At 37.8% G+C, this 24,892-nt stretch carries 21 protein-coding genes; 7 read left to right on the forward strand and 14 right to left on the reverse strand.

Annotation, left to right across the window (positions count from 1 at the left end; all coding sequences use genetic code 11):
* Positions 1 to 640: 640 nt before the first annotated feature.
* The 4 genes from HNW13_RS18475 to HNW13_RS18490 all read right to left on the reverse strand — a co-directional run bounded on the left by HNW13_RS18475 (position 641) and on the right by HNW13_RS18490 (position 5,124).
* Complete coding sequence (locus HNW13_RS18475; RefSeq protein ID WP_192114744.1) at positions 641 to 976, reverse strand: hypothetical protein; 336 nt, start codon at positions 974 to 976, stop codon at positions 641 to 643.
* A gap of 277 nt (positions 977 to 1,253) precedes the next feature.
* Positions 1,254 to 2,654, reverse strand: a complete 1,401-nt coding sequence (locus HNW13_RS18480) for a hypothetical protein (protein WP_192114743.1) — start codon at positions 2,652 to 2,654, stop codon at positions 1,254 to 1,256.
* 200 nt (positions 2,655 to 2,854) lie between these two features.
* Positions 2,855 to 3,928 carry a hypothetical protein gene (locus tag HNW13_RS18485; protein WP_192114742.1) on the reverse strand — a complete coding sequence of 358 codons (1,074 nt, stop codon included), beginning with the start codon at positions 3,926 to 3,928 and terminating at the stop codon, positions 2,855 to 2,857.
* Between the two features lie 17 nt (positions 3,929 to 3,945).
* Positions 3,946 to 5,124, reverse strand: coding sequence for a ParA family protein (locus tag HNW13_RS18490; protein ID WP_192114741.1), 1,179 nt, complete (start codon positions 5,122 to 5,124; stop codon positions 3,946 to 3,948).
* A 567-nt stretch (positions 5,125 to 5,691) separates the two neighbouring features.
* Here HNW13_RS18490 and HNW13_RS18495 point away from each other — a divergent pair.
* Positions 5,692 to 7,125: a DNA cytosine methyltransferase gene (locus HNW13_RS18495; RefSeq protein ID WP_192114740.1), complete on the forward strand. Its 1,434-nt coding sequence runs from the start codon at positions 5,692 to 5,694 to the stop codon at positions 7,123 to 7,125.
* A 37-nt stretch (positions 7,126 to 7,162) separates the two neighbouring features.
* Here HNW13_RS18495 and HNW13_RS18500 read toward each other — a convergent pair whose 3' ends face one another.
* From HNW13_RS18500 to HNW13_RS18510, 3 genes are all read right to left on the reverse strand, one after another.
* Positions 7,163 to 7,666 (reverse strand): hypothetical protein, encoded by a 504-nt coding sequence (locus HNW13_RS18500; protein ID WP_192114739.1) that lies wholly within the window; start codon positions 7,664 to 7,666, stop codon positions 7,163 to 7,165.
* A 287-nt stretch (positions 7,667 to 7,953) separates the two neighbouring features.
* The gene (locus tag HNW13_RS18505) at positions 7,954 to 8,286 is read right to left on the reverse strand and encodes a hypothetical protein (RefSeq protein ID WP_192114738.1); all 333 of its coding nucleotides are present in this window, start codon (positions 8,284 to 8,286) and stop codon (positions 7,954 to 7,956) included.
* A 9-nt stretch (positions 8,287 to 8,295) separates the two neighbouring features.
* Positions 8,296 to 9,393 carry a DNA sulfur modification protein DndB gene (locus HNW13_RS18510; protein ID WP_192114737.1) on the reverse strand — a complete coding sequence of 366 codons (1,098 nt, stop codon included), beginning with the start codon at positions 9,391 to 9,393 and terminating at the stop codon, positions 8,296 to 8,298.
* Between the two features lie 258 nt (positions 9,394 to 9,651).
* On the opposite strand from HNW13_RS18510, the gene HNW13_RS18515 reads away from it, so the two are divergent.
* From HNW13_RS18515 to HNW13_RS18525, 3 genes are all read left to right on the forward strand, one after another.
* Entirely contained in the window at positions 9,652 to 13,083 is a 3,432-nt protein-coding gene (locus HNW13_RS18515; RefSeq protein WP_192114736.1) for a phosphoadenosine phosphosulfate reductase family protein, read from the forward strand.
* 18 nt (positions 13,084 to 13,101) lie between these two features.
* Complete coding sequence (locus HNW13_RS18520) at positions 13,102 to 13,569, forward strand: hypothetical protein (RefSeq protein WP_192114735.1); 468 nt, start codon at positions 13,102 to 13,104, stop codon at positions 13,567 to 13,569.
* 106 nt (positions 13,570 to 13,675) lie between these two features.
* On the forward strand, positions 13,676 to 14,248 hold the full coding sequence (locus HNW13_RS18525; protein ID WP_192114734.1) for a hypothetical protein: 573 nt from the start codon (positions 13,676 to 13,678) through the stop codon (positions 14,246 to 14,248).
* 445 nt (positions 14,249 to 14,693) lie between these two features.
* Here HNW13_RS18525 and HNW13_RS18530 read toward each other — a convergent pair whose 3' ends face one another.
* The 4 genes from HNW13_RS18530 to HNW13_RS18545 all read right to left on the reverse strand — a co-directional run bounded on the left by HNW13_RS18530 (position 14,694) and on the right by HNW13_RS18545 (position 18,499).
* Entirely contained in the window at positions 14,694 to 15,287 is a 594-nt protein-coding gene (locus HNW13_RS18530) for a hypothetical protein (RefSeq protein WP_192114733.1), read from the reverse strand.
* 21 nt (positions 15,288 to 15,308) lie between these two features.
* Complete coding sequence (locus HNW13_RS18535) at positions 15,309 to 15,683, reverse strand: hypothetical protein (protein WP_192114732.1); 375 nt, start codon at positions 15,681 to 15,683, stop codon at positions 15,309 to 15,311.
* A gap of 52 nt (positions 15,684 to 15,735) precedes the next feature.
* Entirely contained in the window at positions 15,736 to 15,939 is a 204-nt protein-coding gene (locus tag HNW13_RS18540) for a hypothetical protein (RefSeq protein WP_192114731.1), read from the reverse strand.
* A 781-nt stretch (positions 15,940 to 16,720) separates the two neighbouring features.
* Positions 16,721 to 18,499, reverse strand: coding sequence for a DUF4209 domain-containing protein (locus HNW13_RS18545; RefSeq protein ID WP_192114730.1), 1,779 nt, complete (start codon positions 18,497 to 18,499; stop codon positions 16,721 to 16,723).
* A gap of 498 nt (positions 18,500 to 18,997) precedes the next feature.
* Here HNW13_RS18545 and HNW13_RS18550 point away from each other — a divergent pair, with 498 nt between their 5' ends.
* Positions 18,998 to 19,756: a DUF4942 domain-containing protein gene (locus HNW13_RS18550; protein ID WP_192114729.1), complete on the forward strand. Its 759-nt coding sequence runs from the start codon at positions 18,998 to 19,000 to the stop codon at positions 19,754 to 19,756.
* Positions 19,757 to 19,838: 82 nt separating this feature from the next.
* Here the strand turns inward: HNW13_RS18550 and HNW13_RS18555 are convergent, their stop codons facing one another.
* Genes HNW13_RS18555 through HNW13_RS18565 form a run of 3 tightly spaced genes read right to left on the reverse strand, consistent with a single transcriptional unit; the run spans position 19,839 to position 22,191 of the window.
* Complete coding sequence (locus tag HNW13_RS18555; protein ID WP_192114728.1) at positions 19,839 to 20,042, reverse strand: hypothetical protein; 204 nt, start codon at positions 20,040 to 20,042, stop codon at positions 19,839 to 19,841.
* 20 nt (positions 20,043 to 20,062) lie between these two features.
* A complete protein-coding gene (locus HNW13_RS18560) occupies positions 20,063 to 21,814 on the reverse strand; it encodes a DEAD/DEAH box helicase (RefSeq protein ID WP_192114727.1) in 1,752 nt (583 codons plus the stop codon).
* Complete coding sequence (locus HNW13_RS18565; RefSeq protein WP_192114726.1) at positions 21,811 to 22,191, reverse strand: hypothetical protein; 381 nt, start codon at positions 22,189 to 22,191, stop codon at positions 21,811 to 21,813. Before HNW13_RS18565 ends, HNW13_RS18560 begins: the two co-directional genes overlap by 4 nt.
* A 121-nt stretch (positions 22,192 to 22,312) precedes the next feature.
* Here HNW13_RS18565 and HNW13_RS18570 point away from each other — a divergent pair, with 121 nt between their 5' ends.
* Together HNW13_RS18570 and HNW13_RS18575 are read left to right on the forward strand one after the other, a co-directional pair.
* Positions 22,313 to 23,017: a hypothetical protein gene (locus tag HNW13_RS18570; protein ID WP_192114725.1), complete on the forward strand. Its 705-nt coding sequence runs from the start codon at positions 22,313 to 22,315 to the stop codon at positions 23,015 to 23,017.
* Positions 23,018 to 23,102: 85 nt separating this feature from the next.
* Positions 23,103 to 24,533: a DNA cytosine methyltransferase gene (locus tag HNW13_RS18575; RefSeq protein WP_192114724.1), complete on the forward strand. Its 1,431-nt coding sequence runs from the start codon at positions 23,103 to 23,105 to the stop codon at positions 24,531 to 24,533.
* Positions 24,534 to 24,892 lie beyond the last annotated feature (359 nt).

Raw genomic sequence — 24,892 nt, forward strand, 5'->3', positions numbered from 1 at the left:
CATTAACAAAGACCTAATTCTAGAGACCGACAGTGGAGGGTATTGTTACTGCCTTTACCTTTGGTTCACGCGTGAACCAAAGCACAAAAGTTATCAACTCAACCCACAATAATAGCAGTCATTTACAAAGACCTAATTCTAGAGACCGACAGTGGAGGGTATTGTTACTGCCTTTACCTTTGGTTCACGCGTGAACCAACGCACAAAAGTTATCAACTCAACCCACAATAATAGCAATCATTTATAAAGACCTAATTATAGAGACCGACAGTGGAGGGTATTTTAACTGCCTTTACCTTTGGTTCACGCGTGAACCAAGGCGCAAAAGTTATCAACTCAGCCCACAATAATAGCAATCATTTTCAAAGACCTAATTATAGAGACCGACAATGGAGGGTATTGCTACTGCCTTTACCTTTGGTTCACGCGTGAACCAACGCACAAAAGTTAGCGACGCGCACTAACAATAGTAACAGTCATGCACAATGCTTTAATTTTTAAGACAGGTAGTGGAGGGGAGTTTATTGCCTTACCGTATCGTTCACGCGTGAACCAACGCGGAACGTTTAGTAAAGCAAATATTGAGGTAAGGTACTCTACTGTATGTATGGTTCGTTCTTGAACAGAAGGGCATGTACGCTTACCAAAAAAAGAAAATTGCAACAAACGAAGCTATTAGTAAAAGGAATGCAGCATCTGTAAATAAACTGCTTATTGTATCAAGTACCACATCAGTTTCCAGTTTTAGGTGATCAGGCAATTCAGAGTGACAGAAAAAAAGCAATGGAGGAATCAATAAAGCTCCTGACATTTTCGACGCTAGAACAATCATTTCTCCTGTTGTAGCATTCGTCAATTCAGGAGATGGAACAAAATAATTCATGACATACATCAATGGAACTGTAACTATCATACAGACTAAATAGATGGCAATTGCCAATAGTAATCCAAAGACGACCCGTTTTATTAAATTCATAAGATATCTCTCATTTGGTAAAAAGTGATTAGTTATATAATTAATTTATATTTTACGTTTGTACGATGATCGTAATTTCAAAGCTTAATATAATTAAAGCACACTACTAATGGTGTGTAAATGGATTAAAATTCTTTATCGTATTGTTCACGCGTGAACAAAAAGAAAAGGAGGTATAGAGGCGTAAGGAATTCTCTATACCTATTCTTGTATCAACATTTAAAATGGATGAGATGAAGATATCTAGCGTTTCAAATTTGAAAGAGAAGGGTAGTGATCAACCAATCTTTTTAAGTTCATACACGACTTTGTTCGGGTAAACGGTCATTTTTTGGTTTTTGTCTTCTAATAAAAGCCCATTGTCATTAATCTTCTTAGCATTATTTTTAATGAACACCTCTGTGATTTGCCTTTGTATTCTTGTCGCTGTGAGACCATTTTCAATGCCTGTAGCAATTTGAATCCAACTTTCTTCCACTGTTTTTGAATATCTTGATTTCGCGAGTAAATGCACCACAAGCAATGAAAGAGACTTGTTTTGAGTGTTCACAAATAAGCTTGATATCTCATGCAACCTTTCTGCTGAATCACTTTCTAGTAGGCGTCTATTTTCTTCCTCTTCATTTGCACTATTGACTAAGTTGTCTATCGCTTTGCATACAATGAGGGGAAGGTTGAAGTTAGCGACCAGCAAACCCTGTCCACGATAGTTTTCGCCATCTACAGTGCGCTTAAGGTTTGTTGAAAAATTGCTTATTGGGTTGATGATTGTTATCTCATCTTCCATTTCACTATCATTAAATAGATCAGAATCAATTGGTTTAATAGTGATAGATGCATAACTAAGCCTTAATAACGAGGCAATAATTGAAGTTCTATTTCGATTATAAATTTTTTCTGTGGCATTAATTTCATCGATAATAGAGTTAATCGGTACTTGAAATGACATTTGCTCAGATGGTGACAGTCTGGAACCTCTTCGCTTATGCTCTAACTTGCTTAGCACTACGCATTTGATTACTGCACCGTAGATAACTATATCCTCACTTAAAGGTAACTGGCTATCTTCTACGCATCTTAATGTTACTTTTACAGGGACATCATAAAGAGGGCTAATGCTGGGCAGTTGCTGCTCAACCTTGGTTGTAGTCTTGTCTTTAGCGTCGTGTAAAAAAAGGGCTTGGAATAAGCTGATAATAGTACGTGTTATAAATATGGAATTTTGGTTTACATTTAGTGATTTTGCCCATGACAGGTTATTAACATCATGAATTTTATGATGTGTTATTAGGCTATTAGATTTTTTTTCAGCACTTTTACTAGGTTTCTTGGTCACAAGGTCTTTTAATGTTTCAGGTTTCCCAAAGCTTGATGGGTACCAGATAGTACATTTAAGTTTAGACCGATTGAAATTGTGTGAATGTAAATGCCCATTTTTCTTTAACTTAGATAACATTCTCCAGGCGGTAGTGTAAACGACTTGCAAATCTTCTTTTAACTTAAAATATTGCAATCCATTTGATGCTACCAATAGGTTGTTAGGGATGATATTGAAAAGGGGAGTTAAGTCTGGTGTGACTTTGCATGTTGCAAGAAACTCTTCATCGAAACAAATAATCGGTAATTCTTTGTCGGAAATGTTTATTGCTAGGTCCAGAACCTTTTCAACATCAGTCATAGCTATCACTTATTTAATTGAATTTTCAGATCGTTAACAATCGAAGTCCATGTGGAAAATCTACACGCTCTGCATAGAATAACCTTATTTACTTTGACACAAATTTTTTCTACTGTTACATTTCTCAAAATAATTCCTGATTTGTTTGTTAGGCAACTGGGTTTTATAACGTGTGGGCATATTGGCGTATGCCCACACAATTAATCGATTAGATTTAATTCCGCTAAAAAAGCTTCGAGTTTTATCTTCTTATCATCAGTCAGTTGAGTTAGGTTTATCTGATACGAAAATTCCTTTTTGTTAATCAACTTGAATGTAGGCACATTTCCATTACTAGATGGTTCTTTACCACTATCTTCGGCATCCTTAATAACGGCCTCGCTTAAAAAATTAAATATCTCTTTTTTGCTTGTCCCTGGCTGAAGATCCATATCCCCAATGAAAGACTCCAAATCATCCTCTTGTTTGTTTAGCTTGGATGAAATTGTGCGCAGTAAGCTTAGGTCTCTGAATGAAAGCTCATTCGTAACCTGAAACAAAGCAACTATATATGTCGGGATTTCAGTTGCTAGAATTGATTTTGTTACATTACTGCGACTTACATCAAATAATTCGGCAATCTCTGCGTGACTGTATTTTCCCGTTTGCTGTAACTCCAAGTATTCATACCCGTTATCGATAATTGATGGCGGCTCATACAAATGAAATTTCGTAATAAGGTTTTTCTTGTCACTTTCTAAAATACTATTTTCTTTTGTAACAAGGAACCAAAGGCCTATACCTGCATCAAGCGCTGAGAAGAAACGACGAGAACCATCCCAGTTTGAAATTCGTTTGTCTGGTAACAGCTCCCCATAACAGTCATACAGCTGGCCTTCTTGCCTTAAACTTTGAGCTAATTTATAGGTATTATTGCGAGACAATAGAGCTTGCTTTCGCTTATTACTGTTTGTAACTACCACAGACTCTTTCAACTTTTCATGAGGTATAAACACTCTATAAAAGTCGATTTCAGCACCTGATTTTAGCGTGATAGTTTTCACATCAATATGATTGTCTGTATCGCTATCTTCACTAACAGTATTTTCAGAAGCGTCTTTTAATTCCGTTACTGTAGATTCACTTATTCGGTTAATTACGCTTGTGTAATCTCGATTTTTTGGTGAAGGACGTCCATTGCCAGATGATTTTTTCTGGTTTGGTTTTGATTCACTCTCAGTTTTAATTTTATCTAATTGTGCTTGGTTCACACCGGGAATTACGAAACCGCTCATTTGATATATCCTCGCTCTTATTCGTTTATCATCAATTCAAATTCGTTGATTAATGCGTTTGCTGACTCTTGAGCCTTACGTAATGATGTCTTGGTACCAGAAAATTCTGATACAGACATATCAAATATTGTGCAGCGTTGTTCAGCCGTTGCAAGAATCGCATCGGAACGTGGTATTGAGGTGACAAAGCAATGCTCCATTCCCGCGGCCATTCGGAGTTTGTGTGCTAAGCGGCTTTCTGCGTTACTGTTTGGAGATTGTGCAGAAATCAGTAATTTAATATTTTTATAACCTTCGTGTCCTAAATATTGAAAAACATCGTAAGTACGGCTCAGAAAGCTCATATACATACCAGCTGAATCCCAATCTAGCTCAGATGGTTTAACCGGCATAACAATGTTATCAGCGACAAAGTGGGCTGACATATTAGAAGCTGTAAAGTGCGGTGGCGTGTCAATCAAAATAAGATCGTAATCATTCTCAACTGCTTTGATTACTCTTTCTAGGTCTTTGTAACAACTATAATTCTCGCCTTTCTTGTCAGCTGCAATTTCTTGCTCTTTTACAAAGATATCATATTGACGATCTCTATCAGCAGCAGTAATAACATTCAAATTAGGGAAGTTAGTTTCTTTAATTGCAAGTTTAAGTTTGTCATTGAATTCAGCGTTAGTACCCTGGTGGATCATTAGGTCGCCAATTGAAATATCTTTTTTGCTGATGTTGGGTACTAATTGAGAGCTAGCCGTTTTTTGAGGGTCTAAGTCAATAAGTAATACCTTATACATTCGGCTCGCCTGTGAAACCATTCCTGTTGCCAAAATAGTTGCAACAGATGTTTTACCAGCCCCGCCTTTTAAGATGCCAATCATTACAACCGATGCAATTCTCGAAATGATGGGAGCTTCTTTATTTCGTTCTTTATTGAGGTAATGCTTAATTTGGTTAAGGTAAACTTGGTTGATTCTCCAAGTGTTCCCAATCTTGTAATCAATATTGAGCTCATCACAAATACGATTAATGATTCTATTAGTTTTGGCTTCAGGAACTGCTGCTAAGGCTTCTCGCTGGTTATATGTGCGATAGTATTTACCATTTGGGGCATCTCCATTGCCATAAACGTCAACATCATCAGCACTTATTTGAGAAAACTTTCTAGCCAATGCATCTAATTTTTGTTGCGTATTATTTTTCATTATTTCCCCAAACGGATAAAATTCAGCATTATTTCAGATAATATAGTTAACTACGATTAACTTGGCAACAACTATTTGCTGCGTTTGCTACGTTTTTTGATGAAATCATCAAAAATCGTTGCATTAGCCAATATTCGATAAGAGTTGCGCAATTTATAATTGTTTAATATGATCAACCTGCTGGCATTCAAACCTCGTTTATTCCAGCAATGCAGGGCAGGGTGTCGCAAACATTTTCCTGCCCTGCAGCCATTCACTCACTAACCTCAAAAACCAAGTCCAAATCGAAATTTCTTGACTTCAAAATCCTATCACTTATCATGTATATGTAAAGTGAATTAAAATCGTTATTTTATTGTGGCTGTCTAAGTTTCTCTCCCCTTTTTATGATAGCCACATTCTTTTTCATTAAATCAACAACTCCCCCCTTAAAAAATATGTCATATAAATTCATATATTTAAATTTATAAGTAAGATATTTTGGATAACTCGCAACCTTCAGTTGATATATTTTGAAAGTTAATTTATAATGCCTCTATGTTTTTCGACAACTCTTTGGAATTTCTAATGAATGCTATTGAACATCGTTACTACAAAATTGGCACATCTTCAAAAGGGTTACCCAGAATTTGGCTTCAAGGCGCCGGCTTGCTTGCATCTAATTTCATCAAAGGCCGTCCGTATACTGTTATTTTGAATGTTACTAATCGCACAATTATTCTAAAGTTATTAGATAAAGTAGTGGACAATTGCCGGTGTGTTTCTGGTCGTAAACGTCACAATTTTGATAGCTTCACACCTATTGTTGAGCTGTCTAATAGTGAACTTGTAACAATTACTGGTTTATCAACTAGAGTTAGGGCTGATTTTTACGAGAATGAAATCCATATTTCGATTCATCATTTAGATAAAAAAATTGAAGAAAGAGAAGCTCGCTTAGCAAAAAACCTATCTAATGGTTTTATTACAAAAGCTGTTTTATGTGCTGGCATAGGTATTAGTGCTGCAGCTGGTTACGATGTACTAACAAAATCTGGGCTTAAATGTCGTACTGAATTTGTTGTAGACCGTGAACGCCAATATTTAGATGTACTTTCCAGTAATAATCATTCAATCGATGATTCAACGGTCATCTTTGAGTCTACTCTTGAAGAAATGGAGCCGGAGCTTGTTGGTTTTGTAGACTGCATTTCCTTCAGCTTAGCCTGCACCGGAATGGGGTCGAGCGGTAAAGCAAAAAACAAAATCGATATTCCTGAAGAGCACTCAACTGATGCGACAGGGATATTTGGATTAGTAAAATTGATAGAACGCTGTCAGCCTTCTATTCTTGTCAGTGAAAATGTTGTTGGTGCTGTGAAGTCAGCCACGTATGTTTTATTAAAATCCTTATTGGCAATCTATGGCTATAACGTAACAGAGAAAGTCCTTAATTCGACCCATACGCACTCAATCGAAAATCGAGAAAGGTATTGGTTCGTTGCAACTTCAGCAGGGCTATCGATACCTGACCTCGAAAACTTCCCGGTATTCCAAAGAGTTCACCAACATCTGTCATCAATTCTTGAGACCATACCTTATGCACATAAGATGTGGAAATCATCAGATGAAAAAGTACGAAAAGCAGCGTTAAACAAAACAAATGGCAAAAACTTTGCCTTTAACCTTGTTTCACCTACTGTGTCTAAGATTGGGGTTTGCGGAAAGGGTTATAATAAAAATCGTGCCACTGAATGCCATATTGCTGGCCCCAATAATTTGTCGAGATTGCTTACTGTGCAAGAACTGGCAAAGGCGCAGAGCGTTCCACTTCATCTAATTGATGGGGTTGTTCCGACAATAGCTTACCAAGGGCTCGGCCAAGGTGTCGATTACCGACAGGCTCAAGGAGTATTTGAATGTGTAGCGAGGGATGTTCTTTCGCCCATCATTAAAACAATATTAGCACTAAAAAAGACACTTCCACCTAAATGTTTAGCTATAGAGCATTCCTACTTCTAACAGAGTTTAGTCGTGGCCTACATCCAATTGAACACGACTAAAATAACTTTAAATAATTAAGCTTAAAGAATTGAGTTTCATCAACTTGAATCTTCTTAAGGTGCTGTATTGCAAGGTCCATAGATTCACTGGGCTCCATGATTAAAATCTCTGATAGAGATTTTTTCATTGTTAACCATTCATTTTTCAAGTGTACTTCACTCATATCAGATTTTATATTCTGCTCAGAGTCGCTATAAATCTTAATCACTGCACTAAGCAAGTTAATGACATACTGTGTGTTATTCATAGACGCTATGAGGACCACCAGCTTATCCAGTGAATGCCTCACTAAATACCAATTACGAATATAATTTTCCTTTGTCATATCACCATCGAACAAGTGACGACAATACCTAATACGGCCAAATAAAACCCCTATCGTTTTGTCCTTATTTGCCAACTTAGCAAAACAAACTAAGTGCGACTGTGTGAAGAAGGCAATCAAACCCTTTATGGCAGAACCATGCTTTCTCTTTAATTTTAAGTGCGCCTGTGCCATTTCTTATCACCAAATGTATCTATCTACTTCTTTCAAAGTACATTAATTGTTAGCTAAAAGCATTTTTTAATCAAAATTGTTATGAATATGTGCGCCAGATCAAGCCCATTTGTAGTCAACTAGTGCTCGTACTAATACTAATTGATAGCTAAATTGTTAATTTAACGAAAAACTGTGGGGTGATTATTCAGTCATGGAAGAAGTAAATCATTGCTATTAAGCAATTATGTTGGTTTAAAGTTTAGTTGGCCGTCCAATGTAGAGGCCAGGGAAGGTGCTTTGATGGATTACTTAGATGTTAGTAACGAGCAGGCAGTCGTTTTTATGTTAATTCTAAAAACTAATTGTTGATTTATATTTATCAAATCATCATCGATCGCTTCACCATTCGCAACCCAATCCTCCCTGGTCGCATTTGTGAGTATCACGCTGGTTGACTCAATAATTGTGACATTTTCAACTTGAGCTAGATAGTGGGGTAAATCCCGCAACATTGAACCTTCTATAGTTCTAATTTCTACATCACCATTAAAATCACCCGACACAGCAGCGCTTATAGCCCTGCGAACATAAATCATTGCGTCGGGACATCGTGATGCTTTTAAGTCAAATAACTCCATAATATTCTCCTAAACCAACTCCGCAGCTGGTAGCAAACGAATTGATTGACATATCACTGCAGCTAGCCTTTTTTCTGAAGCTTTGACGATTTTCACTTTGCCGTCTATTTTGTGAAAAATTTCCTTCTTGAACCATAAATCGTTGGTTTTATCATTTAATGGTAAATCTAAGAGTTTTTCTAATGGTGCGAAGTTCAACTCAGGCAACTCGTTCTCTAGGGCATCTTCAATGATTGACCGACCAACCCAAGCCAATGCTTTCAAACCAATAGCGCAGGTAAAAATATTTGTATTCAATTCCTGCTTCCATTCAGTAATGTTGGCGTTTTGAATTTTTTCAAATGCAACCACATTATATAGAGCCATGATATATTGGGCGATTAACACCTTATATAGGTCGTAGTTATCTTTATTAGCTAAAACCAGATTAACAGCCTTTTTGCTTGAACTTGATGCTGTAATGATGGATATAAAATCAGTGACATTAGCTAGAGTATAAATCTGGCCAGTGGTTAACTTACCATTAACGGCAATAGCATTTGCAAAAGGGATGTTGAGCTTTTCAACAGTATCAAGGACATCGTTTGACAACCGGCTTAGATGACTTTCACTGTCAAACCAGATGGACTGAGATGCGTTGGGCTTCTTGAGATTCAAGTGCAGGTCAGCAAAGATCTGAGTGACAAACTTTGTCGACTCTCTTACTGTGGCAGTGTTAACGACAATGATTTTAACGTCCAAGTGATAACTTGCTAACGCTGGCTTTGACTTCAGACTTCGCATAATCCCACTTAACCGACCTTGACCGTCGATCATTAGTCGGTCTGCGTTGCTTTTTAGGGTAGCTTGAAATAATTTCTCAGATCCAAAACCAATGTTTAGAGGTTCTAAATCCATTTTAGATACAACAAGGATTACACCTGGGAAAAATGTATTGTCTCGATTCAGTAGGTATTCCTCTACGCCCTTGACCCTAGCCATGTCAGCATTTCGCTGAAGTCGCTCTCTCACAGGGATTGTTTCATCTTCGATATCAATAAACTCAACACACTGCGCATAGGTTAGCTTAGTGCTGTAGGTTCGGCCAATGCCCTCAATACCTTCCATTACCACCATAGTTAAGTCGTCTTTTGCGGTAATGCAATACTGTGGAATGTGTAACTCTTGGTTTGATGCATCCATAAAATAACTCTCTTAATTCAATTTTAGTTTAGTTTAACGTTCAACTTTCAATTGATACTAATACACCACGCTAAATAGCACAACCTTTAGTTGATATTTAAATTCAATTAAAGGTTGAATTGCGTTGCAACCTTTAATTGATAGTGATACTATTTTTACATCAGGTAACCACGGCGAATAAAAATGAATTTTTTTGATATCGGATCATATAAAGCAGAGTCAGCGAATAATGCCTATCTACTGAGCGAACGGTTAATCGCTGAGTATTTAACATTACTTCGTGCAGGATTTTGCCTTCAGATTGCCACATCATGTGGTAAAGATTCGACGTCAATTACGAATTCTGCAATTGAAGCCATGGGTAGGGCGATAGCACTGGGCCTTGTCGAAAAAGAACGTCCATTGGTTATATTGACCGTAGACACACTTTTAGAGCCAGAACCTATCCAATGTTATGTTGATGAAGCTCATTTAGATATTGAAAAACGTTGCCACGAATTAGGAATAAATCTTCACGCTGAAGTTGTGGCGCCACCATTTCACCATCAATTAATGATCCTGTTTGCCAATGCCCAGAAACTATTTGCTACTGCATCTTCTGGTCGCTCAGCGGATTGTTCAAAAATTTTTAAGGTCGACACGAGTGTTAGAGCTTTAAAGAGAATTAAATCTAGCTTGGCCATCAAGTATCAACAAGCGACTTGGGTTTCGGTTGCTGGGCAACGTTCCGAGGAATCAACCCGTCGTAGTGCCAATATGACTAAACAAGGCGTCAAATCTGTTAAGGCTGATATTTTACTGGCTCTAATCCAGCAAGAATCGCTTCCTGGTAAGGTGTATCGATTTGCGCCTATCAGCGATTGGACAATTGAAGATGTCATGACTTACTTAACTCACGCCGGAGACAGACCACTTGCTAAAGGTGCTCTAGGAACTGAAATTAAATGTTATAGCCCCAACTTTGGTCTTTTACTTGCCATATATGGTGAAGGAAGCAATGAGCGTTGTGAAATCGTAGCTTCTGAAGATGAAAAGCCTAAACAAACCGGTTGCGGCAAAATTGCACGTTTTGGTTGTGTCACTTGCGGGATGGTCTCTGAAGATAAAAGTGCAAAAGAGTTAAACGAATACCTTAGATGGGCTCGTTTCGGTGATTCTACACTGCGCTTTCGAGATTATTTAACTCGTGTAAGTGATGATGTTAACTGTAGAGCATTTCACGCGAGAGCATATGACCGCAGTGGTAATAATAACGTCTTCTTTCAGCCAAATGTCCTCAAAGCCTCTGTATTAGAAAAGTTGGTTTGGTATGCATCTCAAATTAGCGTAGATAGTAAGAAAACCCATGATGACTTTGTGAAATTACATCAAATGGGTAAAGCTCACGAAGATATTGGCATTATCGATATTCAAAACGATGAGTCATTAACGGCCAGTGTTCGCCAACAGTATATCGCTATGTACCAAAGAAGAATGCTTAAAGGGCCGATGTTTGAATTATTCAGCCACAAGCATGGTGTATTGCTTTCATTGCTTTGGTCTTTACATGGGATCACAGCATTGCCTTACCGCCCGCTTGCGATTTTTAATGCTGTTGATAATGGGAAGCGTATACCTTACCCATTAACTAATAATGAATTGAACGCTAAGCGTGCTGTGCAAGGCCTTATTTCATTCCAAGATGAACTTAAAACACAATCAATTCCTGATGCTGTAGTAGCTCAAATTTTTACGCCATCTAAAAAGTCTTTTGCTGAATTGAAAGCAGAACATGGTGAGTCATTAAGTTCTAAACATTTACAGGAATTACTGCCATTTACTTTATCCGATTACTGGGTGAATGCATCAGTGCAACTTACTCAGCAACATGACCTTCAGTTATTGAGTTATAGCGCTAGTGCTAATACTAGAAAAGTACGGTTGACGTACTCTGTAAACACGATAACAGGACGAGAAACTGTACATGCAAAATGCCTTGGACTTGCCAAATCTATTGATTTAGACGGCAACCCTGAGCTGCAGGAGTTGTTTATTTCTCTTGGTAGAGATAATTTTGATAAAAACTCATCTAATGCTGAAATTGATAGGGACCAGCTTTTCTTAATTTCAAACCATGAATTGTCAGACCAGGTGTTGTTTACAAGTCCAATAGTTACGTATAGCCAACAAAAACGAGCTAGAGCGTCTAAAACAAGACAGTTTTCTGAAAGAAAGCGCACGTATGTAAAAGCTCTTGGTTCATATGTTGCGGGTAGAGCATCACTGAAGATGTACAGCGCGTATGAGCGAGCGTTAGAATTGGAGCAGCGGATTAACACAATAAGTTATTGGTTGCCTGATTATGCTTTAACGCAATCAGTTAATGTTGGTACCGCGGAATTGGACGTTAATGATAATGCTCTAAACTTCATCTTTGATGATTACCTATACCAGATGTGGTTAGATGACGGCGGCATAGAACGTTTATTACAGACTCACGATGCTGTGTTAACGAGCAGAATTCAAGACAGAAAACCTATTCGTCAGTTTTATGGGACGGCACCGGTATATGTGATCACCAACACGACAGGCCTAGCTGTGAGTAAGCGCTTAGAAACAAACTTTGTCAGCACACTGCGACGCACTGAAGTTTTTCACCAAGCGGGGCTATTTAATGCTGCAAATATGGACCGTAGTTCGTTACTTGAGATGCCTAATGTTATTAGTATGGAAAAGCATCGGGCACAGAAAGTTAATCATCTTCTGGCCATACGTTTTATAAAAAACGTTCAGCGAAGCGAAATGAATAATAAGCTCAATACATTCAACTCAAATCTAGCGCTTGTGGATGTTATTGACAGAGTTAATCAGTTCGTGACCCAGCACATTGATATCAGCAAAAGCTTTATCGCAGCAAAAATCTTTGCTTCTTTTAACCCAGAGGCTGAATTAAGGGCCGCTAAGCTTAGTATTTGGCTTAATGAATATTCAAATGTCGTATCAGACCCTAATGCGGCGCTGAAAATGCTGTCAACTAAGCAAGAAGCAGATGAAATCATGTCTAGTTTTGATGACTTTAGCCTCTTTATTAAGCATTACTCTGACAAAATCAACATGATTAAAGTAACTTTACTTAATTTTGGTAAACTACCGTGTAATAACATCAAGGCACTGGCTTTAATGGGGCATGAATGTGCATTAAGCCTACGCTCAGAAGATAACAGTTACTTTGCTGGTGGAAGCACTAACACCATGGTAACCGAAATTGCTCAACTAATTAGTCAGCATGTTGACCGGGCTAACTTCTATCTGGTGGAAGCGCAATTAACGAGAGTGTTAGCTTATGCAGGCAATTGCGATTACCTGGGACACGGCATTGTTTCTGACATTTCTATGGCAAACACTAAGGTAAAGAAACATAACCGGTTTCTTAAAAGTATGAGCATGTTGAGCGTCGGGGAAAATGCTTGTCAGTTAGATACTCACTCATGCTTTACCAGCATGATTGCGTTCAATCCAGAGAAGGGTTGCGGTGCTGCTAAAACTAAGCTTAATGCTTCAGTGAAATCATCAAAGCTTGCATTACTGATGAAGAGTAATATCAATCAATTTAATAATCTGCTAACAGCAGGTTAACGAACAATAGAGGTTTATGTGGATATTTTAAAAAATACAGTACCGGCATTATCACAGGAACAAATTCAGTTTGTACGTGAATTCATCACTCAATCAAGAGACCAGCAATGCGCCGATATTATTGATAAAGCATTCTCTACAGGTAGCGATATTGACCTAAACGAGATCCGCTATCCGATGAGCAAATATGTTAAGAAAGCATTCAATGTTTTTATCACTAAATATCAAAACATTCAGACACTCAAAGCTTGTGATTTGAGTGGCAAACTAAGCTCAACGGCTGTTGATGCAATTTGCGTCTTGCATAAGCGCCCACCAAAAGATGCTTATTTACAAGTGTTTATGCTCGTTTTTAGTAAAGGCCTAACACAGACCGAGGCACAAGCAAAACTGGGAAACCTTATTGCCTATCCGAATATTAATAGAGCTTGTACTGCGTTTAGCGAGATTACTGATAAGTTTAAAGGGCCATTGGAAATAGGTTAACAAATATATCAGCTAAGGGTTTTGGTGATGAGGGGTATTGAGTATAATTTTGTGTATAGAGTTTGCGACAACGCTATACATTCACATTATTAAACGAGGTTACACCATGAGCGCTGATATTTTTAACAACTTCGCAGTTTTCAAACTGCCACCAAACCTAATGAACGCATCTGCTAGTGAAGACTTGTATGTGGTTTTAAGTCGAACTCGTGCCATCAACGACTATCCAGTGCGCTATAAGACTTATATCAACTATATAGGCACTGAAACAGATATCGAAAATTACATATGTGTTGCTGGCAAATGGTTTGATGATGGCGTTAACCAATCCGATGATTTCATCGGTGGAATAGAAGGGCTAAGATTTCACATCGATACTTTATTAATAAACGCTAAATTATTAAGCTTTGATGCAATCAACGATTTCAGCTTATCAGTCTTCTCCGTAGCAGAATCCATTTACTTGCATGCCATGGCAATAGGCGAACCAGTCAAGTTCACACGAAATCCAAATCCGAGTTGTTCATCGTATCTCACAATGGCAACGTCCATTGAGCAGCTAAATAAACTTTTTACTCTTTGTTATCTGGCCAGTGTGAAGGTGAATAATCCGAAACAATTTTGGCATTGCCTACCTCAAGTAATATTCACAAATCCCAATAATAAAATTGCGTTTTAGGAGATACAAATATGATTGAGCATATATTTTAGGGATTAAAAATAGCTGTCATTCTGGGGCCATTCTGGGTTTATATCAGATGCCGGAATCTGTAGGCCTATCGCCTCCATTGCATACTGACAATGCCACAATTATTATTAATAACTGTGAGCCCGCTGAATGTGTCTATGAAGGGGCGTTAAATAGGAATTGGATAGGCACATACACCATGAGCTTTTAAAGTTTGTCAGATCCTTGGAATCGCTTATTTTTGTATAGCTACATTCGGTGATAGTTACTATGTTGGACCAATAATGATTGTGCATTGTCGTACTGTCTGTATCACTTACCAAAACAAGATAAGGCAGCTTAATAGCTGATAAAGGTAACGTTGAGTAAGTTACCTGAAAATAAAACCCTCGCTAATTCGCGAGGCTGATTCGATTGATACTGTCAATTAGTCTCATTAACTTCTTATGCCTTTTACTTTTAGCTTTGTCTTTGATGCATCGAGTATCGCATCATACTGAGCAAATTTTAGAACGTTATTAATGACGGTTTTCGCTCTTGATTCAGTTATATCTAATTTCTTAGCAATGTCTGACATTTTAACAAAGCCACCAGCATCATAAGCTATCTTTGCAGCTTGATGGCTTAGTTGGTGAGTTAACCTTTGACGTTCTATGTTTAGCTTATTTTCATCATTTACCTTGGCTTCAAAATAACCGACATGTTTATGTATTTCCGCAAGGAATTGATCATCTGATAAGACAGATAGGTAATAGACAACTTTGGCTATGTTCGCAGTTACTGAGCCGCTGTTTGCCCTTTTATTCGATAGAATGCTTTGATGTAACTGCCTTGTGCCACCGACCATAACAAACCAAAATGTTATCGGTATGTTTTCACCGGTTGATAGTTTGCAACCATGTTGATTAGCCCATTTTGTCCAATCATGCATTAACGTAGCATAATCTTCAAAACTGATGGCTTCATTGTAAGTGGGAATGATTGTAGATCGCATTATATCAACCTTTAGATGGCCTGAATTAAGTTCCATTTCTATGCTAATGATAAGCTTTTACTGGAATAAATGTGCATTAAAAATCAATTCATCAGGGTAATAATTACATGTTGGATTATGCAGAAGTCTGAATGCTTCAATGGCTTTTTGTATACTTTCGCCTTTAGACCACTTACCACCCATAGCCTGGTCTTCAATAAACCATTCTGAATCACTAAAGGTGACTTGAGCGCTATCCCAGTAATTTCCCTGCCTGGTATTAAAACAAATACTCAAAGGCTCTTCACTGTTGTATTCAGCACCTTCAACGTAGGCTATAGCCTCAGATTTAGACGAAAACGCCCCGTCACAAAAGGGCGCCAATTGGTAATTAGTATTATTAATAAAATCGATTAACTCTTTAGCAGCATTTACTGATAGTGAATTTGTCATAGAAAACGTTCCTGATGATTAAAGTGATATTTATTATCGCGGTTTTGGCCTATTAATTGATTCTGGCCCAACGGTCCCAACCTGCAATGGCTTCTTTAACTAACGCCAATTCGATTTTAAAATTGGTATTTTCTGGTGAATGACTCAGATCCATTTGGATTTCCTCGGCTAAAACTCTTAATCCACAGACATCACTAGTTTGGTTGATTGTTATTCCGCGTATAACTGTTTCTGGATCTATTGCACGATTAGTCATTTCATCTCGCCTTAACATTTTATTATATGCAACAGATTTACATATAATTGCACCGGTGTCAATTAGTGTGTTAATATATCAATTAAGGATTGATTGTTTGCTTTGTGAATGTCACACTCTAATTCACTCATTCAGTTAATCGCTGAAATTATACGCCTAGAGGACTAGTCCTCTGGCACATGTCATAACTACACTGAATTCTAACTATAGAAACGAATGGCCAGGTTTAGTGTTTGAAAAGCTGATTGCGACTCAGTTTTAAACGAGGTAATCCAATGCATGAAATTATTGAAGTTAAGATAATAGAATCGCTTTGCCAGCAGCGAGCTCAATTAATTAGTGCTTATAGAGCGCAAATAGATGCTGTTCGCTTATGCCATCAGATAACGACTTCCATAGATCACACCATACCAGCTCATAAAGATGCTCTTGTCGCTGGAAGCAAATTCTGACATAGGCAGCTTCTAGCATTCAATCACTTACCGAAAAGATATAACCATACTCTGACATAAAATGTACCCATAGTCTGACAAATCGAAACTGCACATAGACACTATAATTATGAATTGTCATTTTATTACAACTGAAAGCGTATCTCTTAGTAACTCACTTTTGGACAAAAGCTTGTTAGAGTTATTCACTAACCGCTGGTAATACTCATAAGATTTTGTAGGGGGCCATAAGGAAATCGAGCTAATAATCTTACTCACATTAATGATAAAATTAGTTCTGTATAGTGGTATAACTTGTTTTGTAACAAAATCAGTTATACCACTACATATCAATCCCTAACAAGAGAGTGACAAATCATTCGAAGTACATACCACCAAGCGTAAACCGAATGATGGCTTTGACCATCATTATCATCCAATAATCCGTGGGCCACTTGGTTTCTAAAATTACAACCCAGACTCTCGGTAAAGATCGTCTTAAGTTCAAATGCTACTTTTTCACCGAACATTGTTTCGAAATTATTTTTCAGTACTAAAGAGCTCAATGAAATTTCATCCTCAATACTACCCTTACTATCATTTATTGTTGTGCTATGTTCACCTGCATCCTTTAGTTTCATTCGAACAATATGTTCTATCTGTGGACACAATAAATGTATAGCAGCAGAAAAATCATGCTCAAAACCAAACCATAGTGCCAAGCCTAAGGTTTTTTCTCGGCCATCAGGTACTAATGGAGAGTGTAAGCATATCAACTCAAAAAACTCTCTAGAGAAAGAATGCTCTTCACATAGTTGGTCTAAAGCAGGCAATAATTTAGTTTTTACATCGAAATTCATGTAGAAGAGATAATTTTCAATACATTGTTCATGTATTGCACGTTCAACATCTTTAGCATCATCTTTATTATGAGCTGGTGATTTACCAATAACTCGCCCATCTCGTGAAATATTGATCGTACTTACCATCGATTTATAATTTACATTTCTTAAGCTTTTTTCAGCCTCAGCGGACATAGTTTCTAAATCAGAAATAACAATCAAACCACAGAAATAGAGAAGAGCCGTTTTTGCATCTGTTTTACCTGATACATGTTTTTTTGCGTTAACTACCATATCAGATACATCTGGCATGGGGAGTTCTATCGTGACCATTTCATCAATCATCTGTTTACCTGAATGCTCAATTTTATGCTTTAGCCTACTTATTATTTCTTCTATTTTGTTTTGATCAGTACGATATTTAATTTCAATATCTCGGTATGCTTTTAATGCGTCACAATAAAATAATTTTGCAACTACGGCCGAGTCCGTTAATCTTTTATCCCCTTCAAGCAAATGACTGTTAGCATAAAAAACCCTTGAGTTCACCCATGGTGCTTTATCTTTAAATAGTGTAGAAATTTCAATTGCAAGTTTCATATATTCTCTGGTTACATGATACTCGCCTTGCTCGTTAGACTCTCTGGCTAGTTCAGTTAAGCGTAAAAGAATATTGTCAAAATTATCAGCCTTACTACTTGTTTTAAATAGTAATGAGCAGAGTTTTTGAACTATGAAATTATATTTTCCATGATCTAGGTGAATAGCTTCTAAGATTCTATCTTTTAACTCAGCCAATCTATTTAAGTCTTTGATTTTTTTGCAGAGTACTAAAGCTCTTTCCCATTCGTTGACTTTATACAAAAAACTTGAGTCAAGCTTGATTTTCTTTCTGGTGTAACAATCAATTGCAAGTTTAGCCCAATCTTTAATTTGGTATTGAGTCCTAGAAAAAAGAATCTCAGCCAGCCGAGCTTTTAGGTAATTATCGTCAGTAAAAGGAATGATGGCTTCATAAAACTCTAGGTCTTCTTCAGTAAAATCTTTCAAAATATTCGTTTCTGAAGGTAAGACTAATGTGAACGGGTTATAGATATTATCGGGGTGCCTAAGCTTCAAACTGACAACCCTCTCAAGCATAGACAAGGTCGTTTTTTTGGAATAACTAACTTCTTTTCCTATGACGGTGCGAAGATGAAGTTCATAGGAGTGACCATCTTCAGGAATAATGGAGATCTTTTCATCCCACTTTAATGCCTTAAAAGCGTCAACATATTCGCCAGTCATAGTTTTCCACCTAGAGTTTTATGTCATAAAATCAATGACTCATATTAGCATAACACTTAGTTACGTCACGGATTAATGCTCATCATTTTGCGAAGACTTCTTCTTTATCAAATGCTAGCTATACAAAAATATCGACATTAGGCAGATAAAGTCCCCTCCCCAATTGATGAAAGTATTAAATCGAGTCTTGCCGCTATCCTAGTCATAAGTTTTAGTATGGGAAATTTCTTGAAGGAGCGATTAATCTAACCTTACTTCAAACTCGTTTTGGGGCAGTTCTGTGTTAGCAAAGCTAACTTGAAAATGGACATGAGTTAAATTCGCACAAATACAGTATGTTTAGCGTACTAACATGCAAAAAATTGTCAATGTATGGGTTATTAATCACTCAAGATACTGATATTAAAGAAAATGGCTTTTGTAATATAATTACAAAAGCCATTTTTATGTCATTGAATGGGTTAGATTTGTCAAACTATGGGTACATTATGTCAATGTATGGGTTCAGCGACAGCTCTTTATGATTATATGAGCATTGTTTTTATGCAGTTTAAAGATGTACTAAAGGAAAACTCTAGACGTAATTCACCCCAGGATTGTAATTTAATTAACGCAAATGTAGATAAATTGATGGTTCAATTTACAAAGCTGGTTGATTCAAACCTTTGGGCAATGCTTTTCAATAGGCTAAATATTTATTCATTGATGTCTGCAAATGCGAAGTCTGAATTTAAGCAACAATTGAAAGATGAACATCGAGAATTCAACAAAGAAGCAGTGGAAGTAACGTTAAATAGCCTACTGTGTCGACGCGAAGAGATGCTATACAACAGCCTGTTTGATTGCCTAAGTGAAAACCCTCAAGCATTTGCGTCTAACTCAAAGAAATCATTTCAGCGCCGCACAGTATTTGAAGGTGCAACGTTTCTACAAAACAACGTTTACTACGCACTCTCAAGTCACACTAAATTCACGGATGCACTAAATTTTTTGAGCCGGACTGTATTTGCTAAAGAGAATAGGGCCAATGTAAGTGGTGGAGTCATTCATGACAACGACTTAACGAAACAGGTGAAAGATTTATTTACTGAAAATGGGAGGCTTGAAAAGCTTTCTGGTGAAACAATAGAGTTTACTGGTGGCCGTATCGTGTTTTTTAACAATTTCCGAGCCCACTTACACTTAGAACCAGAAGTTGTTTCATATTTAAATAATAAAATTAGTGGGTTCAATTTCCTTCCAAACTCTGCGGTGTAGTGCAATAGCTGAAATGAAGGTTTTATCGCGGCAGAATGGCAGATTACGGTTTATGACATCTACTGTTCTGGCGCGATAAACGTTAACATTCATAATAAAACAAATCGATATCTTGGTAAGGCTGAAAGCAATGGGCCTCTACTCCCTTTAATGTCAGCTTAACACTTTCACCTTCATCGAATACTTCCCCCCCACTATCGGACACACACTGACAAGCAACTGCAAGCCCGGCTTTGAATGGCATTCGTTTGTTTCCGATTTCTGCAAGCATCTTATCTAGTGTCATTTTAAATTACCTTAGTTTTTCTAAATCACTAATCTGAGATCAGAAATATTCAACTCACTATCTTTATTGGCCATGGCTGGTGGAGTAACCCCGCGGCTCTTCAAGTAGCTGTGTGCAAGTTTTTTAATTCTGTCTGCATCAGTTTGCTTTCCGACTAGTTTAGAGCCTGGGTCTTGTATTCCTCTTGCTTGAGATGACTTTACACCTAGAAGTGCTAAGATTTCTGGGTCACAGCCATAATTAGTGACAGCATGAAAAACGAATACCGGTTCTAATTGGCCATCTCTATCAACGCGACCTATGCATTGAGTCATGACCTGCGGGCTCCAGTCCTCTTCTCCAAAAATCACCGTTGAACATCGGTGCTGAATACCATCAGTACCGGCACCAGAACGCAAACTCATGATGAGTAGATCTGACTCACCAGCAATGAAAGCCTTTTTGTTCCGCTCTTTTTGCACTTGCGATTCAGACCCGGTATAAAGCAATGGATTGAGGTCGGACAGTTCCTTCTCCCAAATCTCATAAACAGCCCTGTGCCAGCCAAATAGAATAAGCGGAGTGCCTGACTCAATAAACATTCTTACATATGCTGCGACGCTATGAGCCTTTGCTATGCCTGTCATTTCACGCATTTTCAAATCAAACTCACGAGCAGCTTGCCCTCGTTCCATATAAGAGCCCGAAAGTGTTTTGACTGCTAGCTGTTCAGCTAAAACTTCCATGTCGGCCACTTTTCTCATGTTCGGTGATACCCACTCAATATGAGGTTCGAGTTGCATTGCAACTTGGCCAACATCTGCTTTTGTTCGTCTTAACATCATTTTGGCTTCTTTAAGATACGAACCAAGCGAATCAGGGTCTGTTACTATGCCTTTGTCATTTGATTGACCATATCCGCTAGAGCACCATTCACGTAGAAATTCTTCTTTTGAGCCCAAAACCCCAGGTCTTATCATATTACTTATATTAAATGCCTCGATGCCATAGTTATAAATTAGCGTTGCAGTTAATCCCACGACAACTGGCACCACCTGATTAATACCCAATGCGGCCATACCGCGATTACTTTCAGTGCCACGGCGTAATTGTTGTACTTCATCATATACGATCGCTTTTACCCATCCGGCAGCAAGGACATCAACCCAAGGCGAAAGTTGGCTATATTTGAAAATATAAATATCCGCTTTAGGCAACAGATAAGGCGTATTTCCTTTTGGCTTATAGACAGAAAGATTGATAAATTCAGATGCTTTTTCAGCCCACTGATCTTGTAAATGCGGTTCTACGACAAAAACAATAGGCAACGTATTAGGTAACAATCCAATGCCAAGGCCGAGATAGGTTTTACCCAATCCTACATCGTCAATAATAAGCGTCCTTTTTACGGCTTCTATTAGGTCCAGCCCAGTGAGCTGATAATTTCTAAAAGATTGCCCATCTAACAAGCCGGCTCTGTTATTTGGGGTGTAAGTCGGCATTAGAATCGAATTGGCCTGAGCCTGCTCTTTGTTAAACTGCTTTTCTTGCTTCTTTAGGTAGCGTAAATCGGTATCACTAATTGACAACGGGTAACGCTGGGTAAACCACAGCAAATCTGATGCTGTTTCCAAGGTGTCATTTAATGTAAACAGCTTGGATGATGATTTCGGAATTCTTGGGAATAATTGCTTTAGTCGAATGACGACATGAGGTTCTATGTCTATTAGCGTCCATGCTGAATTGACTAGCTTAAGGTTTCCAAAGGTTTTTTGTTGTAATTTTGTAGTCATAAACCATTTTCTCCAAGAAGATAGATGATCGAAGGTTTACCGTTTATTGATTCTGGTAAGCCTTGTGGCCTTGCAGTAGCTAAAATAAGCCCTTTTATTTCTTCATTTTTACAATAACGATGACACTGCCGATAAACAGCCATTTTGTTCCATTTCTTGGAAGCTTTAACTTCTAAACCAACACCTGAGTTGGGGAAGTAAAAATCAATAATACTCAAACCATCCTGCAACCTATATTCCCGAAGGAATGTAAGGCCTAACTGAGAAAAGTACTCTTCCATATATTGCTGACATATGCGCTCATCAGCGAACTCATATTTACCCTGACGAATGAGTACTAGTAATGCATCCATCCTAGATAAAGTGGACATTTTCATATAAGCTCCCGCTTAATCAATTCAACAGATACACAGCTAAGCAGTGCAGTTTCATGAAAATAGATGACAACTAAGTATTATACTTTACAATAACTTGATAAGTATATCAAAAGGGCCAGAAATGACGCCATTTCTATCTACCGTAAACGCTATATTTGCTGAATCACCAAACATTTATATAGAAGGGGCTGATGATTTAATCAGTACACTGCAAAGGTATGCACGCCCACTAGATCAAGCGGCTCACCCAATAACTTATAAAATCTGTAAATCTATAGTGTTAGCATCACACAAGGACGATATCACCGAGAATGACCATGAATTTCTAACTACAGCATTATCGCTGGTGGGCTTTGATAATTTTTATGGCGGCTTTATTCAGCATTCGTTCAATCTAAAAGATAGTGACCGGGTAAACCAATTAGCAAAAAACATACCCCCACTCATTAAAATTTCATTCGAGCATCAATCTTTAAGCAGCCTTACTGATTTTTATGGTCAAAACATACTGTCACCTGAATCTACGTACCCATCATTAAATTTAATGCTCGCATTTATCACTTCTTTTTCACAAAACCATGAGTATATAAAACCTTTAGCTCTTGGTCTGAAAGACTGTTTGAGTAAAGAATGTCTTTCATTACTAAATAATGGAATTTTCCCGCAATATTTCGAGCAAGGCCTTATTCCATATAATGTGCCAGATATATTCGATCTAATTTCTTGTATCGACCTAGCCGAAACACTGGAAAGCCAAATTAATCACCCATCACTGTCGAACAAAATTGATGAAGAAAATACATTTGAGTATCAGAATTCATTATAATTAATCAATTTACGCAACACTCAGTTGATATATTCAATTTAATGCATTATGATCATTAAATACGTACTACTCACTAGAGGTTTACATGATCAAATTTTTCAGAAAAGCCAAGCAATACTCAATTAAGAAGCTCAAAAACTCTGTTGCTCGTATCTATGTAAATGACTCACAAGAGTTAAGTGACTCTAACTTGCCAGCAGGCACAAGAGTAACCGTGACATACGGTAACTACAGAATAAAAGTGGTTGCTGATGTTAATGGCCAGAACTCGATCATGGAAACGTCAAGAGGCGGGTTACTGGAGCTAAAGAACAGATCGACATTTCAATCTTTTAATGGCATTGACTCGGTTCAAGTCACGTTTACCAAAAATGGCGTTGAAATTGGCCTTTGCTATCAAGACATTCAACGATTAAGACGTGAAAGCGCTATTATTAATAATCTGGCTACGGGAAAACCTATTAGAACTGCATCGTTGTGCTCTGGCACAGGCTTACTTGCCTTATTTATAAAAAATGGCCTTGAGAGATCAGGCATAAAGAGCAACATTAGTTTTGCAATCGACTCCTGTGAAAAAGCGATGTCAGCCAATATTAATGGCAATCCTATTTGGCAAGATGCCACGGAAGATGCAATAGCCATGGTCAATCAGCTTAACAACATCGATATTTCAAAAATACCGCAAGCTAATTTGGTAGAAATAGGGCTTCCCTGTGTTCCATTCTCAAAACTAACCAAGAAACATTATCGGGATATAGCCCACCCAGAAGCAGGCACTATTTTTTGCAAACTACTTGCAGTCATAAATCAAATCAATCCAGCTATTTTCATTATTGAAAACGTAAAAGGTTTTTTAAAATCGACCACTTACGACATAATCAAGAGAGAAATGGTCGGTTATCGTTTTGAGGAAGTTATCTTGGATGGTCATTCTTTTGGTGATATAGAAGGCAGATCTCGGGCTTGCGTTGTCGCGGTCAGTGAAGGTTTACCATCACTTAACTTACAACAGCTAAAGCCACCAGCTAAAGTAACTTTAAGCCCTTTAAGCAATTATATGGAAACTATACCTTTGCAATCTGAATTGTGGCGTAAAATGGAGCATGTTAAACGAAAGCTGGATAACCCAAACCTTAACTTTAAGAATGATTTGTATACCGGATCTGAAACAAAACTAGGTATTTTAACCGCATCGTATTCAGCACCCAAGATAGGTGCCCCGATGGTTGTGCATCCTGAGAACCCAGAATTGCAACGACAGTTTACCGCGCAAGAGGCATGTAACATCAGGCAGCTACCAGCTTCACTTGAGCAAGCCGTCATGTCATTTGCGACAGGTAAAAATCCCTTGGTAAAACGTAGCGGTTCTACGTCGGCCGTACACAGAATGCTAGGAAATAGTGTTTCAAAGCTCGCCTGGATAGCAGCGGGCAGCTTTATTGGTAGTTACCTGCGTGACTTGAAGCACCTGTACGACCAATTCGAAGTGAATTTAAAACCACTGAAGGTTGGTTAACAAAAATATATAGATTTCTAATCTCATACAATCAAGTTACCATGGTTTTACAGTTTACTTATCTAAAAACACCTGTGTTATTGATATGACAACCTAGCTAATGATTAACAATTCTTGCAATCATCAAAACTGAGCGTATAATTTAACCATCAGCACCACTGGCAGATATCTTATGTTAAACGACTTCAAATCTATCAAGCAGGAAAAAATCTCTAGGCAAAATCGCTATGCTAAGCGAGTTGGTGCCGGAAATGTTTCATCTTTAAGTCGTGGTGGCTTAGTCGGCAGCAGAAAATCTAAAGTCAATTTAGTTGTGCCTCAGTTCATCTAAATACTTATAAATTCTAGTTTTTTTTGAT

The sequence above is a fragment of the Shewanella sp. BF02_Schw genome (genome assembly GCF_014596695.2).
Taxonomy (GTDB): domain Bacteria; phylum Pseudomonadota; class Gammaproteobacteria; order Enterobacterales; family Shewanellaceae; genus Shewanella.

Bases quoted from the DNA above. Each gene is read 5' to 3' on its own strand.
- HNW13_RS18575 (WP_192114724.1), top strand. From the start codon at position 23,103: ATGATCAAATTTTTCAGAAAAGCCAAGCAATACTCAATTAAGAAGCTC.
- HNW13_RS18560 (WP_192114727.1), bottom strand. From the start codon at position 21,814: ATGACTACAAAATTACAACAAAAAACCTTTGGAAACCTTAAGCTAGTC.
- HNW13_RS18570 (WP_192114725.1), top strand. From the start codon at position 22,313: ATGACGCCATTTCTATCTACCGTAAACGCTATATTTGCTGAATCACCA.
- HNW13_RS18535 (WP_192114732.1), bottom strand. From the start codon at position 15,683: ATGACAAATTCACTATCAGTAAATGCTGCTAAAGAGTTAATCGATTTT.
- HNW13_RS18525 (WP_192114734.1), top strand. From the start codon at position 13,676: ATGAGCGCTGATATTTTTAACAACTTCGCAGTTTTCAAACTGCCACCA.
- HNW13_RS18480 (WP_192114743.1), bottom strand. From the start codon at position 2,654: ATGACTGATGTTGAAAAGGTTCTGGACCTAGCAATAAACATTTCCGAC.
- HNW13_RS18475 (WP_192114744.1), bottom strand. From the start codon at position 976: ATGAATTTAATAAAACGGGTCGTCTTTGGATTACTATTGGCAATTGCC.
- HNW13_RS18545 (WP_192114730.1), bottom strand. From the start codon at position 18,499: ATGACTGGCGAATATGTTGACGCTTTTAAGGCATTAAAGTGGGATGAA.
- HNW13_RS18550 (WP_192114729.1), top strand. From the start codon at position 18,998: ATGGGTTCAGCGACAGCTCTTTATGATTATATGAGCATTGTTTTTATG.
- HNW13_RS18540 (WP_192114731.1), bottom strand. From the start codon at position 15,939: ATGACTAATCGTGCAATAGATCCAGAAACAGTTATACGCGGAATAACA.
- HNW13_RS18510 (WP_192114737.1), bottom strand. From the start codon at position 9,393: ATGGAAGGTATTGAGGGCATTGGCCGAACCTACAGCACTAAGCTAACC.
- HNW13_RS18505 (WP_192114738.1), bottom strand. From the start codon at position 8,286: ATGGAGTTATTTGACTTAAAAGCATCACGATGTCCCGACGCAATGATT.
- HNW13_RS18490 (WP_192114741.1), bottom strand. From the start codon at position 5,124: ATGAAAAATAATACGCAACAAAAATTAGATGCATTGGCTAGAAAGTTT.
- HNW13_RS18495 (WP_192114740.1), top strand. From the start codon at position 5,692: ATGAATGCTATTGAACATCGTTACTACAAAATTGGCACATCTTCAAAA.
- HNW13_RS18565 (WP_192114726.1), bottom strand. From the start codon at position 22,191: ATGAAAATGTCCACTTTATCTAGGATGGATGCATTACTAGTACTCATT.
- HNW13_RS18485 (WP_192114742.1), bottom strand. From the start codon at position 3,928: ATGAGCGGTTTCGTAATTCCCGGTGTGAACCAAGCACAATTAGATAAA.
- HNW13_RS18555 (WP_192114728.1), bottom strand. From the start codon at position 20,042: ATGACACTAGATAAGATGCTTGCAGAAATCGGAAACAAACGAATGCCA.
- HNW13_RS18515 (WP_192114736.1), top strand. From the start codon at position 9,652: ATGAATTTTTTTGATATCGGATCATATAAAGCAGAGTCAGCGAATAAT.
- HNW13_RS18500 (WP_192114739.1), bottom strand. From the start codon at position 7,666: ATGGCACAGGCGCACTTAAAATTAAAGAGAAAGCATGGTTCTGCCATA.
- HNW13_RS18530 (WP_192114733.1), bottom strand. From the start codon at position 15,287: ATGGAACTTAATTCAGGCCATCTAAAGGTTGATATAATGCGATCTACA.